This is a genomic window from Streptomyces sp. NPDC029139 (genome assembly GCF_055564335.1).
Window position 1 is genome coordinate 49,779 of the sequence record NZ_JBVHWN010000018.1, and the last position, 14,184, is coordinate 63,962.

11 protein-coding genes are annotated in these 14,184 nt (G+C 73.6%); 3 read left to right on the plus strand and 8 right to left on the minus strand.

The annotated features are described in order from the left end of the window. Window positions 1–99: 99 nt before the first annotated feature. Window positions 100–1,128 (plus strand): lytic polysaccharide monooxygenase auxiliary activity family 9 protein, encoded by a 1,029-nt coding sequence (locus tag ACZ4VW_RS29580; RefSeq protein WP_467967681.1) that lies wholly within the window; start codon window positions 100–102, stop codon window positions 1,126–1,128. Window positions 1,129–1,143: 15 nt separating this feature from the next. Here ACZ4VW_RS29580 and ACZ4VW_RS29585 read toward each other — a convergent pair whose 3' ends face one another. From ACZ4VW_RS29585 to ACZ4VW_RS29595, 3 genes are all read right to left on the minus strand, one after another. Beyond that, entirely contained in the window at window positions 1,144–2,004 is an 861-nt protein-coding gene (locus ACZ4VW_RS29585) for an esterase/lipase family protein (protein ID WP_467967683.1), read from the minus strand. 178 nt (window positions 2,005–2,182) lie between these two features. Continuing rightward, the gene (locus tag ACZ4VW_RS29590; RefSeq protein WP_467967685.1) at window positions 2,183–3,142 is read right to left on the minus strand and encodes a DNA polymerase Y family protein; all 960 of its coding nucleotides are present in this window, start codon (window positions 3,140–3,142) and stop codon (window positions 2,183–2,185) included. Further along, window positions 3,139–6,669 carry a DNA polymerase III subunit alpha gene (locus ACZ4VW_RS29595; RefSeq protein WP_467967687.1) on the minus strand — a complete coding sequence of 1,177 codons (3,531 nt, stop codon included), beginning with the start codon at window positions 6,667–6,669 and terminating at the stop codon, window positions 3,139–3,141. The genes ACZ4VW_RS29590 and ACZ4VW_RS29595 overlap by 4 nt, the downstream gene beginning before the upstream one ends. Before the next feature lie 149 nt (window positions 6,670–6,818). On the opposite strand from ACZ4VW_RS29595, the gene ACZ4VW_RS29600 reads away from it, so the two are divergent. Further along, window positions 6,819–7,856 (plus strand): DUF3533 domain-containing protein, encoded by a 1,038-nt coding sequence (locus tag ACZ4VW_RS29600; protein WP_467967689.1) that lies wholly within the window; start codon window positions 6,819–6,821, stop codon window positions 7,854–7,856. A 101-nt stretch (window positions 7,857–7,957) separates the two neighbouring features. Beyond that, window positions 7,958–8,914, plus strand: coding sequence for a GNAT family N-acetyltransferase (locus ACZ4VW_RS29605; RefSeq protein ID WP_467967691.1), 957 nt, complete (start codon window positions 7,958–7,960; stop codon window positions 8,912–8,914). A 26-nt stretch (window positions 8,915–8,940) separates the two neighbouring features. On the opposite strand, the gene ACZ4VW_RS29610 is transcribed toward ACZ4VW_RS29605, so the two are convergent. The 5 genes from ACZ4VW_RS29610 to ACZ4VW_RS29630 form a co-directional block, all read right to left on the minus strand. Continuing rightward, entirely contained in the window at window positions 8,941–9,648 is a 708-nt protein-coding gene (locus ACZ4VW_RS29610) for a hypothetical protein (protein ID WP_467967693.1), read from the minus strand. Between the two features lie 98 nt (window positions 9,649–9,746). Continuing rightward, on the minus strand, window positions 9,747–10,637 hold the full coding sequence (locus ACZ4VW_RS29615; RefSeq protein ID WP_467967695.1) for a S1 family peptidase: 891 nt from the start codon (window positions 10,635–10,637) through the stop codon (window positions 9,747–9,749). Between the two features lie 173 nt (window positions 10,638–10,810). Then, on the minus strand, window positions 10,811–11,686 hold the full coding sequence (locus tag ACZ4VW_RS29620; RefSeq protein ID WP_467967697.1) for a S1 family peptidase: 876 nt from the start codon (window positions 11,684–11,686) through the stop codon (window positions 10,811–10,813). Window positions 11,687–11,860: 174 nt separating this feature from the next. Further along, window positions 11,861–12,685: a DUF1684 domain-containing protein gene (locus ACZ4VW_RS29625; RefSeq protein WP_467967699.1), complete on the minus strand. Its 825-nt coding sequence runs from the start codon at window positions 12,683–12,685 to the stop codon at window positions 11,861–11,863. Between the two features lie 123 nt (window positions 12,686–12,808). Continuing rightward, window positions 12,809–14,110, minus strand: a complete 1,302-nt coding sequence (locus ACZ4VW_RS29630; protein ID WP_467967701.1) for a DUF5685 family protein — start codon at window positions 14,108–14,110, stop codon at window positions 12,809–12,811. Window positions 14,111–14,184: the final 74 nt, after the last annotated feature.

Below are 14,184 nucleotides of genomic sequence, written 5' to 3' on the forward strand. Positions count from 1 at the left end.
TAAGGATCCCCGTCCCGGCGCTCCGGCCGCCGTTTTCGCGCTGTCCGGCGGCTAGCTTGCTGAGCGACCCCACACCCCCTCCTGAAGGAGTTGCTCAGCATGTCCGTTCGCCGACGCACGGCCGCCACCGCTCTGGCCCTCGGCATCGCGCCCCTCGCGCTCGCCGGCCTGGCCGCCGCACCCGCCTCCGCCCACGGGTCGATGACGGACCCGGTGAGCCGGGTCTCGGCCTGTTACGCGGAGGGGCCGGAGAGCCCGGACTCGGCGGCGTGCAAGGCGGCGGTGGCGGCGAGCGGGGCGCAGGCGTTCTACGACTGGAACGCGGTGAACATCGCCAACGCCGCCGGGAAGCACCGCGAGCTGATCCCGGACGGCAAGCTGTGCAGCGCCGGCAACGACAAGTACCGGGGGCTCGACCTGGCGCGCGGCGACTGGCCGTCCAGTCGGCTGAACTCCGGTGCGCACACCTTCCGGTACAAGGGGACCGCTCCGCACAGGGGTTCCTTCGCGCTGTACGTCACCAAGGACGGTTACGACCCCGCCAAGCCGCTCAAGTGGTCGGACCTGGAGGAGAAGCCGTTCGCCACGGTGACCGACCCGCGGATGGAGAACGGCGACTACGTCTTCGACGGGACCGTGCCGAAGAAGTCCGGCCGTCACCTGATCTACTCGATCTGGCAGCGTTCCGACTCCCCCGAGGCGTTCTACACCTGCTCCGACGTGGTCTTCGGGAAGGACAGCGCCGGATCGGCGCCGGTGGCGTCCGCGCCGAGCGACGAGGAGATCGAGGACGGTAAGGACAAGTCCTCCGTGGAGCACGGCGGGCACGGCGACGACCGGGCCGAGACCGGGGCGAAGGAGACGGCCGCCGCCCCGGCCGCCCCGACGGGGGCCACGACCCCGGCCGAGGCCGCGCCGTCGTCCTCGGAGCCGGCCGCGGCGCCCACCGCGCCCAACGAGCCCGCCGCCGCCGGTGCCGGCCCGGGCGAGAGCCTCGCCGAGACCGGGGGCGACGCCGCGACCCCTTACATTGCGGTCGGCGGCGCCGCCGTCCTGGCGCTCGGCGCGTCCCTGCTCTTCGCGACCGTCCGCCGCCGGTCGGCGCCCGCGGGCCGGCACGGCCGCTGACGCGTCCCCCCGACGTCAGCCGATCACGGACAGACAGGTGGTCGGGGTCGCGTGGGCCGGGTCCAGTGCGTTGGCCACCTCGTGGAACGTGACCCGGTCCACCGTCCCGATCGCCACGTGCTCCGCGAGGTCCAGCGCGCACCTGTCCTGGATGACGACGTTGGTGACGTTCGGACCGTCGAGGAAGCCGGAGCGGTACGGGGTGACCACCTCGTCGTACCGGGTCGTGATGACCGTGTAGGTGACGCCGGGGACCGTGTCGCCGCCCTCGTTGAGCTTGGTGAGGAACGGCGAGCCGGCCACCTGGTCGGCGAGGCCCGGGGTGTTCTCGTCGATGAACTTCTCGACGCCGGGGAAGTGCGGCAGGAGCTCGGTGAGGCCGAGGAGGGTGGTGCCGTGGTTGTCGGGGGCGATCCCGACCAGCGCGTTGACCTTCTCGGCCCCGCCGAGGAACTTCAGGTAGTGGCGCGGCATCATGCCGCCCTGGGAGTGCCCGACGAGGTCGGCCTCGGCCGCCCCGGTGGCGGCGAGGACCTTGTCCACGTACGCGTCGAGCTGCTCGGCGGACTTGTCGACCGGGCCGAGGCCGTGGAAGAAGGGCACGTTCGGCAGTTGGCCGTAGTCCAGCGAGAAGACGCAGTAGCCCCGGTTGACCAGGTACGGCGCGAGGGCGAGCCAGTTGTCGACGGAGTTCCCGAAGGTGCCGTGGACCAGGACGACGGGGCGGGGATGGGCGGCGGAGGGCTTGCAGGAGAAGTTGTTCCAGCCCCGGCTGGGGCCGGTGTCGGCCTGGGCCGAAGCGGCGGGGGCGAGGGTGGCGGCGGCGGTCAGCAGCAGGACCGAGAGCGCTCTGAGGACGGGTTTCCAGGGCAGCATCGTGCGATCTCCTTGCGGCTCAAGGGAAATCTGTGTCGAACGACGGCAGCGAGCCCTGCGGTCCGGACCACAAGTGGGGATGCTCTGCTCATGCCAAGCTACGCACGGGTAGCCATGGCTGGGAAGTTACGCGTCGGTAAAAACTGACAACTCGTCAATAAGGAGTAACGGCCGGAGGTCAGGCCGCGAGCGAGCCCGGCACGATCGCCCCCGCGCCGAACTTCTCCCGCGCCCGGTCCGCCACCGCCTCCAGCCGCCGGGCCTTCTCGTCGGCCGGATCGAAGGTCAGCTGGTGCGCGGCCCCCTCCGCGGGCGCGAGCCCCTCGGCGCGCAGCGCGATCCCCCGCACCCGGGCCCGCTGCAGCCCGAACGAGTCGTGGATCGTGTACGCGAGGGCGGCGAGCGCCGCCGAGTGGGCGGTCGGCTCGGGCAGCGTACGGGTCCGGGTGGTGGTCGACCGGTCCGCGTACCGCACGGTCACCGTCAGGGAACGGCACACCTGTTTCTCCGTACGCATCCGGGCGCCCAGCTCCCCGGCGAGGGCGAGCAGCGCCCTGCGATGCGACGAGTGGTCCAACTCGTCCTGGGCGAATGACCGTTCGGCCGCCATCGAGCGGGAGAGCGCGTTCGGCACGACGGCGGTGCGGTCGATCCCCCGGGCCCGCTCGGCCAGCTCGCGGCCGGTCTTCGCGCCGACGAGCCGCTGGAGCACGGCGAGCGGCGCGTCCGCGACCCGGCCGATGGAGTCGAGTCCGTACGCGCAGAGGGTACGGGCGGTGGCGCGGCCGACCCCGTCGAGGGCGACCACCGGGCGGTCGCGCAGGAAGGCGGCCGGGTCCTCGACGACCAGGGTGACGCCGGGGCGCGCCTCGCGGGCCGCCATCCGGGCCAGCATCGGGTTCGGGCCCGCTCCGATGACGCAGTCGACGCCGTAGAGGGCGAGCGCCCTGACCCGTACCACCGAGGCCAGTTCGACCGGGCTCCAGCCGAAGTAGCGCAGCGCGCCGCGCACGTCGGCGAGCAGGGTGTCGGGCGGGGTGGCCTCGACGACCGGGGTGAACTGGCCGAGCAGATCGACCAGGCGCGGCAGCACCGCTTCGTCCGTGGGTTCCAGCCGGAACCGTACGCAGAGGATCATCCCGCGCTCCCCGGACTGCTGTGCCACAGCTTCCGCTGCGGGGTCGCCGTGCCCTCGCCGGCCGGCTGGAGGTCGGCCCAGGGGTTCATCTCGTATCCGGTCGGCATCCTGACGCGCCGGCCGTTGTCCGCCCGCTCGCCGGTGCTCTCCGGCTGCGCGGCCAGCCGCTCCCCCACCGCCTCCAGGCCCCCGGTCGCCCGCAGGTCGACCAGCTCGGCGAGGTTCCAGGCCGCGGATCCGACCACGCTGAGGCTGCGCGGCCCGCGCCGCTGCACCACGCCCCGGACGAGGAGCAGCCAGGAGTGGAAGACGGTGTGGGCGCAGGCCTCGTGGGAGTCGTCGAAGAAGGCGAGGTCGACCAGGCCCGTACCGTCGTCGAGCGTGGTGAAGATGACCCGCCTGCCGGAGCGGATCGGCGGGGTCTGGGTGGCCGCCTTGGCGCCCGCGACCAGCACGGTCTGTCCGTGCGGTGCCTCGCGCAGCCGCTTGGCGGAGACCACGCCGAGTTCACGCAGGAAGGCGTGGTGGTCGGCCATGAGGTGGCGCGAGGCGTCCATGCCGAGCACGCCCAGCTCGGCGCTGAGCCGCTCGGACTCGTCGAGGTCGGGCAGACCGATGGGGGCGGTCTTGCGGCCCTGGGCGAGCGGGAGCTGGCCGCCGTAGGAGGCGGCTCCGCGCTGGACGCGGTGGAGTTCGGTCACATGCAGGAGCAGATCCCGGCGGTTGGCGCCGAAGGCGTCCAGGGCGCCGACCTGCGCGAGCCGTTCGGCGACGGGCTTGCGCGGGCGGGCCCGCTCCCAGAAGTCGAGGAGCGAGGCGTAGGGCTGTCCGGCCTCGATCCGCGCGCTCTCCGCCTCGCTGATGCCGTGGACGTCGGTGAGGCCGAGCCGGAGCCCCCACCGCTCCGGTGGACCGGACACCAGTTCGATCCGATGGGCGGCCGCGGACCGGTTCACGTCCAGCGGCAGCACGGGCACCCCGCGCCGCCGCGCGTCGGCGAGCAGCAGCCGCTTCGGATACATCCCGGGGTCGTGGGTGAGCAGCCCGGCGTAGAAGGCCGCCGGGTGGTGCGCCTTGAGCCAGGCCGACTGGTACGTCGGCACGGCGAAGGCGACCGCGTGCGCCTTGCAGAAGCCGTACGAGCCGAAGGCCTCCACGATCTCCCAGGTGCGGGCGATGGTCTCGTAGTCGTATCCCCGCTGCTCCGCCCGCTGGGCGAACCAGACCTTGATCCGCCCCTCCGACTCGGGGTGCGAGAGCCCGCGCCGCGCCTGGTCGGCCTCACCCCGGCCGCAGCCGGTCATGATCCGTACGATCTCGATGATCTGCTCGTGGAAGACGACGACGCCGTACGTCTCCTTCAGCGCCTCCTCCAGGTCCGGGTGCGGGTAGCGGGCGGGGGCCCGGCCGTGGCGGGCCTCGATGAACGGGCGGACCATGTCGGCGGCGACCGGGCCGGGCCGGAAGAGCGAGATGTCGACGACGAGGTCGTGGAAGGTGGCGGGCTGGAGCCGGCCGACCAGATCACGCTGGCCCGGCGACTCGATCTGGAAGCAGCCGAGGGTCTCGGTGGAGCGGATGAGCTGGTACGTCGCCGGGTCACCGGGCGCCACCTGCGCCGGGTCGTCGAGGTCCACCTTCCTGCCGCTCGCCCGCTCGATCTCCGCGACGGCGTGGGCCATCGCGGACTGCATGCGCACTCCGAGCACGTCGAGCTTGAGCAGCCCGAGGTCCTCCACGTCGTCCTTGTCGAACTGGGACATGGGGAATCCCTCGCCGCTGGTGGGCACGACAGGGGTGCGGGTGAGCAGAGAGGCGTCCGAGAGCAGCACCCCGCACGGGTGCATGGCGATCCCGCGCGGCAGTTTGTCGAGGGCCTCGACCAGCTCCCAGAACTTCCCGTACTTCTCCCCCTCCGGACCGAACTCGCCCGCCAGCGCCCGCAGTTCGGGCAGCTCTTCGAGGGCGGCGAGCGCGTCACGGGCCCGGATGTGCGGGAACGCCTTGGCGATCCGGTCGATCTCGGCCGGGTCCATGGACAGGGCGGCGCCCACGTCCCGTACCGCGTGGCGGACCCGGTAGGTCTCGGGCATGGCGACGGTGGCGACCCGCTCGGTGCCGAAGCGGTCCATGATCGCGCGGTAGACCTCCAGTCGGCGGGCGGACTCCACGTCGATGTCGATGTCGGGGAGCGCGGTGCGGTTCTTGGAGAGGAAGCGCTCCATGAGGAGTCCGTGCTCGACCGGGTCGGCGTGCGCGATGCCGAGGAGGTGGTTGACGAGCGAGCCGGCGCCGGAGCCACGCGCGGCGACCCTGATCCCCATGCTCCGCACGTCGTCGACGACCTGGGCGACCGTCAGGAAGTAGGTGGCGAAGCCGTGGTGGGCGATGATGTCGAGCTCGCGGTGCATCCGGTCCCAGTACGCGCGCCGCTCGGGACGGCGGTCGTAGCCGCGCAGCACCATGCCGGCGGAGGCCCGGGAGGCCAGCACGCGCTGGGCGGTGCGGTGCTCGGCGCCGACGAGGTACGGCTCGGGGAAGTGGGCGGAGCCCATGCCGAGGTCGTCCCGGGGGTCGACCTCGCAGTCGGCGGCGGCCGCGAGGGTCTGGTCGAGCAGCCGGTGCGCGGTGTCCCGGCGGAAGCCGGCCGCCTCGACGATCCGCTCGGCGGTGGCCAGCATGTCACCGGCGTCCTTGAGCCAGGCCTCGCCGCTGTCGAGCTCCTTGCGGGGGTCGATGGGGACGAGGCGGCGGGCGGAGTCGAGGACGTCGGCGACGGGGCCCTGGCCGGGGTCCGCGTAACGGACGGCGTTGGTGAGGACCGGGCGGACGCCCTGCTCGGCGGCGAAGCCGACGGTACGGGCGGCGAGCCGGAGCGAGCCGGGGCCGGCCCCGGAGCGGCCGTGATGGACGGCCTCCAGGCGCAGGGCGTCGCCGTACCGCTCGCGCCAGGGGACGAGGAGACGGGCGGCCCGGTCGGGACGGCCGGCGGCGAGGGCCTGGCCGACGTCGGAGGCGGGGCCGAGCAGCACGGTCAGGCCGTCGCCGTGGTGGGCGTCCCAGGGCAGCAGAGGAGTGCCGGTCGTGCCGCCGCTCCTCACCGGCCCCCCGCTCTCGTCCTGGGCATGCGCGGCACTGATCATCCGGCAGAGCGCGGCCCAGCCGGTCGCGGAGCGGGCGAGGAAGACGGCGCGGTGCGCGGACTCGTCGACGAAGGCGCCACCGCGGACGGGGACGCGCCGCGCGGAGGTCCCGGCCCCTCGCGCCCCGCGCGGACCGTCAGTGCCCCTCCCCCGCTCCGCGGGCGGCGGAGCCGCGACCGCGAGGTCCACGCCGAACAGGGGGCGCACCCCCTCCTCCGCGCAGGCCTTCGCGAAGCGGACCACGCCCGCGACCGTGTCCCGGTCCGTGAGGGCGAGAGCGTCCATGCCCCGCTCGGCGGCGCGCCGGGCCAGCCGCTCGGGGTGCGAGGCGCCGTAGCGCAGGGAGAAGCCCGATGCGGTGTGCAGATGCGCGAACCCCGGCATGTGCACCTCCCGCATAGATTCGTACGTACGTTCCCACCCCCTCCTCCTCACCCTAACCCATTTCGAACGCGCGTACGATACGCCGGGCGGGTCATCCGTTCGGCCCCATCCCACCTGCGCGAACACCCCCCGCCCCGGAGCGTGGGGGCATGAGTCTCGTCGAGGAACTGAAAAGCGCCGTCACCCCCCGGGCGGCCCTGCTCGTCGTCGGTGTGTTCGCCCTCCAGCTGCTGTTCATCGCCTCGTACGTCGGGGCGCTGCACAACCCGACGCCGAAGGACGTGCCCTTCGGCGTCGTCGCGCCGCAGCAGGTCTCCGCCCAGCTCCTCGGGCGGCTGGAGGGGCTCCCCGGCGAACCGCTCGACCCGAGGACGGTCACGGACGAGGCCGAGGCGCGGAAGCAGATCATGAACCGGGACCTCGACGGCGCCCTGGTGGTGAACCCCGGCGGGACCACCGACACCCTGCTCGTCGCCTCCGGCGGCGGAACGGTGCTCTCCTCCGCACTGGAGACCCTCTTCACCCAGGTCGAGAGCGCGAACCGGCGCACGATCAGAACCGTCGACATCGCTCCCGCCTCGAAGCAGGACTTCGACGGCCTCTCGGCGTTCTACCTGGTCGTCGGCTGGTGCGTCGGCGGCTACATCTGCGCCGCGATCCTCGCCATCAGCGCGGGCTCCCGCCCCGCCAACCGCGAGCGCGCGATCATCCGGCTCGGGGTGCTCGCCCTCTACTCGGTCCTCGGCGGCCTCGGCGGCGCGGTCATCGTCGGCCCGATCCTGGGGGCGCTGCCCGGCAGCGTCGCGGCCCTGTGGGGCCTGGGCGCCCTGGTCGTCTTCGCGGTCGGCGCGGCGACCCTGGCCCTGCAGTCGGTCTTCGGCATCGTCGGCATCGGCCTGGCGATCCTGTTGATCGTGGTCGCGGGCAATCCGAGCGCGGGCGGCGCCTTCCCGTTGCCGATGCTCCCACCGTTCTGGAACGCGATCGGCCCGGCCCTGCCCCCGGGCGCCGGCACCTGGGCGGCGCGCTCGATCGCGTACTTCAAGGGCAACGACCTCACCGGCTCGCTCCTGGTCCTCTCCGCCTGGGCCGTCGTCGGCAGCGTGATCACGCTGGTCATGTCCTCGCTGAAGCGCACGCCGGAGTCGGAGCCGATCGCCGAGGAGGTCACCGCGGCGGCCCGGTGAGCGAAAAAAAACGGTGGTTCACCGGCCGAGGGGCCGCTACGTTCGCGAGGGCGGCCGCGGCCGTCCGGCCGCCCGGCAGCCCCCGACCGACAAGGCTCTCCGTGACATTCGTTCGCCCCGCCCGTCCCGACGAACTCCCCGCCCTGGTCGAGCACCCCGCCGATCCCGAGCGCAACGCCGCCATCCGCGCCTACCTCACCCACCTCCTCGACAGCGGGTGCACCCGGCCCGAGTGGTGCCTGGTCGCCGAGGACGGCGAGGGGCGGCTCGGCGGCAGCGTGGTGCTGTGGACCATACCGGGACACGAGGTTCCGCTCGCCGTCGTCCTGTTCGAGGCGCCGGCGGACGCGCCGGAGACCGGGGCCGCGCTGCTCGACGCGGCGGCCGGCACGGCCCGGCGGCTGGGCGCGACCGAGCTGGGGCATGTCGTCGACTCCCCCGCGCAGGCCCCGCAGTTCCAGCGGGACCCGGAGCGCCGGGGCGAGCTGCTGCGGGCGGCCGGGTACACGGTGGTCCGTGACGGGCGGCGGTTCCGTCTCGACGTCCCGGCGGCCGGGGAGCTGCCCGCCGACGATCCACGGCTCACCTTCCGCTCGCTCGCCGAGCTCGGCCCCGAGCCCTTCGTCGCCGTCCTGGCGGAGCTGCTCGCGGACACCGCGGACGCCCGGCTCGCGGCGGACGTACGGCGGCACGGGACGCGGCGCGCGGCCGAGATCCTCTTCGAGGAGACGGCCGAGCTGAAGCACCGGCCGGAGTGGTGGGAGCTCGGCCACGACGCGGACGGCACCGTCGCCGTGATCAGCCTGCCCGCCGAGAACCCCAGCGTCCCGGTGATCGGTTTCGTCGGTGTCGCGCCGGCGCACCGTGGCAAGGGCTACGCCACCTCGGTCGTGATCCGGGGCACCCGCGTCCTGGCCGCCGCGGGCGCCACGGAGATCCGCGGCGACTGCGACGCGGCCAACGTGGCGATGGCCAGGGCCTTCGAGCGGGCCGGGTACGTGAACATCGCCGACCGGCTGGAGTTCGCCCGCCCGCTCGGAGACGTGCGGGCGGAGTAGGCACGCGCCACGGGACCGGGGCGGGCTCAGGGGGACGGCGGCACGTAGCCGCTCGACCGCGCCCCCTTGAGACAGTCCATGATCCGCTCGTGGCTGTCGCCCACGGTGTCGATCACCCGCACCCGGAGGTAGAGGGCGTCGACCTCCTCGACGAAGCGCCGCGAGAACGCCCCGACCATCACGGTCTCGTAGGTCCCGGTGCCCACCAGCGGGGTGTTGCCCATGGTCCGGAGCTGGAAGTCCTCCCCGACGGTCAGACCGGCGGCGGTCAGGACGGCCACTGCGCCCTCCGTGCCCGTCCACGGGGTGGCGGCGGGATCGGGCTCGCCCTTCAGCACGACCCGGGACTCGTAGCTCTGCACGACGGCGGTGTGCTGGCCGCCGTTGAAGAGACCGACCTGCCACTCGACGGCGTTCCCCCGCAGGTGCCCGGTCGTCCAGTCGCTCCGCCAGCCCAGGTAGGGCCGTACGGTACGGGCGTACTGCGCCCGCGCCAGGACCGCGGCGGCGGCGACCGCCAGCAGGCTGCCCAGCGGCTCCATGTCCAGGAGCTGCAGCCGCCAGGGCCAGTCCGCCCTGGCGGCCTCCGTCATGTTGGCGCGGACGATCTCCCAGCCGAGGATGCCGGTGAGCACGGCGAGCAGGACGATCGGCACCGTGTAGAGCAAGGGGCTGCGCCGCACCCGTCGTTGCGCGTCGGACCGCGGTATCGGTCCCCCGGGCCGTACGGTCACGTGCTCTCCCCCTCACGCGTCGGTCCCCCGGCCGTCCTGCGGCCGGGGGACCTGATCCACTGCTGGGTGTCATGGTGCTACGGAGATACGGCCTCCGGCTAGTACACGCTGACCCTGTACGCGTTCAGCGCCTCGGTGACCGGCTGGAAGAAGGTCGTACCGCCCGAGGAGCAGTTGCCGCTGCCGCCGGAGGTGAGACCGATGGCGCGGCTGCCCGAGTAGAGCGGGCCGCCGGAGTCGCCGGGCTCGGCGCACACATTGGTGCGGATCATGCCGTACACGATGTCGCCGCCGCCGTAGTTGACCGTGGCGTTCAGGCCGGTGACCGAGCCGCTGTGGGTGCCGGTCGTGGAGCCGCGGCGGGTCACGGACATGCCGACGGTGGCGTTGGCGGCGCTGGTGATGTCGACGCTGCCGACGGTGCCGGACTTGGTGACGGAGCTGTTGGTGTACCGGACGATGCCGTAGTCGTTGTTCGGGAAGCTGGATCCCGAGGTGGAGCCCAGCACGGTGGTCCGGCCCGAGTTGGAGTACCAGGTGCCCGCGCCGTCGGTGCAGTGACCGGCGGTCAGGAAGTAGTAGTTGCCCGCGCTGTCACGGACGTTGAAGCCGAGGGAGCAGCGCCAGCTGGTGGCGTAGATCGCGTCACCGCCGGAGATCAGCTTGTTGAACTTCCCGGGGGTGCGCTCGACGCGTATCGCGCCGGCGTTGGCGCCGGCCTGGCGCTTGATCTTGGCGATCTCGGCCTGCGAGACGGTGGAGTCGGCGGTCACGACCAGGGTGTTGGTCGCCTGGTCGACGTGCCAGGCGGTACCGGCCACATCGGCGGCCAGCACGGCGTCGCCCGCGGCGGAGAGCTGCGACGCGCTGAAGGTCTGCGCCGTGTCGGCGCTCGCGGCGGGGACCGCGACCGCCGCCGCGGCCGCGAGGCCGGTGGCGACGGCGAGCAGACGGACGGTTCTCGTGGGGGTGGTGCGCTTGATCCTCACTTTTCGTTCCTCCAGAGGGGAATCGGGGGTCCGCAGTGGGGTGCCGGACGTGTGAGGCGCGGCCCGAGGCCGGCGCTGTGGGGGAGTCTCGGCCCGCCCGGGGCGGCGCCGCAAGGGCGCCTTTCGGCCGTACGACGCTCAACTACCGGCCGCTCCGAGGGGGTTGCTCCGGCTCAGTAGAGGCTGACCCGGTACTTGGCGAGGGCCTCGGGGACCGGCTGGTAGAAGGTCGTGCCCCCGGTGGAGCAGTTGCCGCTGCCGCCGGAGGTGAGGCCGAGGGCCTTGGTGCCGTCGTAGAGCGCGCCGCCGGAATCGCCGGGCTCGGCGCAGACGTTCGTCTGGATCATGCCGCGCACGGTGCCGCCGCCGGAGTAGTGCACCGTGGCGTTCAGGCCGGTGACGGTGCCGCTGCGGGTGCCGGTGGTGGAACCGGAGCGCTTGACGGACTCGCCGACGTAGGCGTCGGCGGCGGTGAAGCCGCCGGGGTGGGCGAGCGAGGTGTTGTCGTAGCGGACGAGCGCGTAGTCGTTGCCGGGGAAGCTGGACCCGGTGGTGGCGCCGATCAGCGTGGACTGGGCGGAGTTGGCGTACCAGGTCTTGACCACGTTGCCGCAGTGGCCGGCGGTGAGGAAGTAGTACGTGCTGCCGCTGCGCACGTTGAAGCCGAGGGAACAGCGGTAGCCGCTGCCGTAGATGGCGTCGCCCGGCCCCAGGAGGGGCTTGAAGACGCCGGGGGTGCGCTCGACGGTGAGGGCTCCGGCGTCGGCGCCCGCGGTCCTGCGGATCGTGGCGATCTCGGCGTCGGAGACGGTGGCGTCGGCGGTGACGACGACCCGGCCGGCGGCCCGGTCGACGTACCAGGCCGTGCCTCCGACGTCGGCCTTGAGCACGGCGGCGTCGGCGCGGGCGAGCTGGGCCGCTCCGGCGGGTCCGGGCACGGGGGCCGCGTGGGCGCCGGGCAGGGCGAGAGCGGTGGCGGCCGCCAGGCCGGCCGCGACGGCGAGCAGTCGGGTGCGCTTGATCCTCACGTGTCTCACGTGTCTCCTCATGGGAAAGCGGAGGGGCCCGTGGATGACGGGCCCGTGAGGCGCCGTCAGGTGATGTGTCCCTGACATGCACCGCCTGTGATAGTGGACCCCGGATGCCGGACGCACAAGACCGCACACCGAACGGGCGCCGTACGGCTCCCTGACCGTCGGCGCCCTGCCGGAAGAATCCCCAGGTCAGCCCTCGACCAGCCGTCGCTCGCCGGCCGGCACCGCGGTGTCGAGGGTGTTTCCCGGCGGCGGGAAGGGGCAGATGAAGTGGTCCGCGAAGGCGCACGGCGGCAGCAGCGCGCGGTTGAAGTCGACCGTCACCGAGCCGTCCGCCGCGGGAGCGGCGGGCCGCAGGAAGCGGAACCGGTAGCTGTCCCGGCCACCGGTGGCGTCCGCGAAGACCGCCCACAGCGTGCCGTCGTCCTCCACCGCGACCTGGAGGGTGTGTTCGACGCCGTGCAGCGCGAAGGAGAGCTCACCGGCGAGACCGAGCCCGCGCTCCTTCCCGTCCGCGTTCTCCACCCGGACGCTGCGGGACGTCTCGTACGCCCGGAAGACGCCGGGCACCACCCATCGCTCGTCGTACGGCGTCGCCACGATGCCCCGGAAGGCGCGGCGCGCCGGCGACTCCGGGTCGAAGTCCCGCACCGCCCACAGTCCCTCGCGGCGCATGAGGACGAGCCGCCGCCCGGCGGACTCGACCCGGGACTCGTGGATCGGCGCGTGATCCGCCGAGAGCCGGACGCTGCCCATCAGGGGCTTGCCGTCGACGGTGATCGCGTCCTCGGCGCCCGCCGTCAGGACCACCTCGCCGCCGTCTTCGCGCCACTGCCCGGGAACGGCCGGGATTCGACCCTCCGGGTGGTCGGAGAGCCAGTACGTGCCGGTGAGGGAGAGCGGGCCGTACGACGAGGAGACCGCCGCCGTGCGCTGCTCGTGCCAGTGCTGCCAGTCCTGCCGCGCGCTCTCGGGCGCGTCCCGGGACGGGTCCCGCTGAGGTTCCGTGCTCATGGTCCCGCACCCTTCCACACGGGCCCCGAAGCCCGGGGGTGCGACCGCCACATCGCGCCGGAGTCTCCCCACGGAAGACGCCCCGCTCCTCGGGGGAGCGGGGCGACGCGGTCCGACGGGCCGTCAGCAGCCGTCGCAGGGGCAGCAGCAGTCACAGTTGTTGCAGCCGCAGCCGTCGCAGTCCCGGCAGCAGCCCTCGCGCTTCTTCCGGGACCAGGGGCCCTCGTACTCCTTGGCGCAGCAGATCTGGCACGTGCAGAACAGCCAGGTGAAGGCGGCGCATCCGGCCAGGAAGCCGCGCGGCTTGGGCTGCTGGGGGCCGCCGCCACCGAACTGCGGGGGCAGCCCGCCCGGGCCACCAGGCCCGCCCGGCCCGCCCGGACCGACCGGCCCACCGCCGTAGGGGCCGCCGGCCCCGCCGCCGTACGGGTTGCCGGGGGCGCCCCCGTACGGGTTGCCGCCCCCGTAGGGGTTCGGGGACCCGTAGGGGTTCTGGGACCCGTACGGTCCGGGGGCTCCGCCCCCGTACGGGTCGCCCTGCCCGGCCCCGGCCGACCCGTGCGCGCACGTCGTCGTGCCGAACGCCCGGTCGACCGAGCTGCGCAACTCGTGCGCGAGCAGCACGTGCGCCAGCTTCCCGTTCACGAACTCCGCGTCCCGCAGCGCCAGCCGGATCCCGTGCAGCGCGTCGTCCGCGAGCCGGCGCGCCTCCGCCAGGGAGGTGCCCGTCGCGGTGAGCGGGTTCCACGCGCCCGACGCGGCATCGGCCTCCCGGTCCTCCACGGCGTCCAGCAGGTGCGCGAGCCGCCCGAAGAGCCGGCCCGCCTCGGCCAGCGGCGCCGCGTTCCGGGGCCGGCCCGCCAGGACGGCGGTGTGGGCGAAGGCCGCCGCCGTCGCCGTCTCGGTCGGCTCGGTCACGACCAGGAGCGGCGTTCCGGGCCCCGCGAGCGCCTCGATCCCGGTCTGGCGGTCGACGGCGTCCACCAGGACCGCGGTGTCGAAGCCGAGCTCACGCCCGGTCCGCGCGCCCGCCCGGTCCCAGGACCTGGCGACCCGGCGGGCCGCCGCGGCGACCGGCCTGCGGGCCAACAGCCCGTCCCCGTCGGCCACGTGGTCGCGCACCTTCGCCGAGGCGAGGACCAGGGAGACGGTGGCCGCGAGGCGGGCACCCTCGCCCTGAGCGACCGGCGCGCTCTTCATCTGGCGCAGCGGGCAGGGGCCGGCGGTACGCCGCCCGCCGGACACCGTGCCCGTCTGAGCCTCCGTCAGGACGGAGACGATCAGGCCGTCGTAGTTGGTGACCACTCTGGCGAACTGCCCGTGATCGGCCCGAAGTGCCAGGCAGAGGCCACAGAGATGGGCCATCCACTCGGTCTTGAGGCCGTCCGTGAGCCGGTGCGTGCAGGGCCTGACGATTCCGAACAAGAGACTCCCCCGTGAGTCGCGCGCATGGGCGGCGGCGCTGTGACGGGCATCGTATCGAGCCACCCGTTCACCCG

Excerpts from the sequence above, each read along its gene's own strand:
- ACZ4VW_RS29580 (WP_467967681.1), top strand. The coding sequence starts at position 100 with ATGTCCGTTCGCCGACGCACGGCCGCCACCGCTCTGGCCCTCGGCATC.
- ACZ4VW_RS29585 (WP_467967683.1), bottom strand. The coding sequence starts at position 2,004 with ATGCTGCCCTGGAAACCCGTCCTCAGAGCGCTCTCGGTCCTGCTGCTG.
- ACZ4VW_RS29590 (WP_467967685.1), bottom strand. The coding sequence starts at position 3,142 with ATGATCCTCTGCGTACGGTTCCGGCTGGAACCCACGGACGAAGCGGTG.
- ACZ4VW_RS29595 (WP_467967687.1), bottom strand. The coding sequence starts at position 6,669 with ATGCCGGGGTTCGCGCATCTGCACACCGCATCGGGCTTCTCCCTGCGC.
- ACZ4VW_RS29600 (WP_467967689.1), top strand. The coding sequence starts at position 6,819 with ATGAGTCTCGTCGAGGAACTGAAAAGCGCCGTCACCCCCCGGGCGGCC.
- ACZ4VW_RS29620 (WP_467967697.1), bottom strand. The coding sequence starts at position 11,686 with ATGAGGAGACACGTGAGACACGTGAGGATCAAGCGCACCCGACTGCTC.
- ACZ4VW_RS29625 (WP_467967699.1), bottom strand. The coding sequence starts at position 12,685 with ATGAGCACGGAACCTCAGCGGGACCCGTCCCGGGACGCGCCCGAGAGC.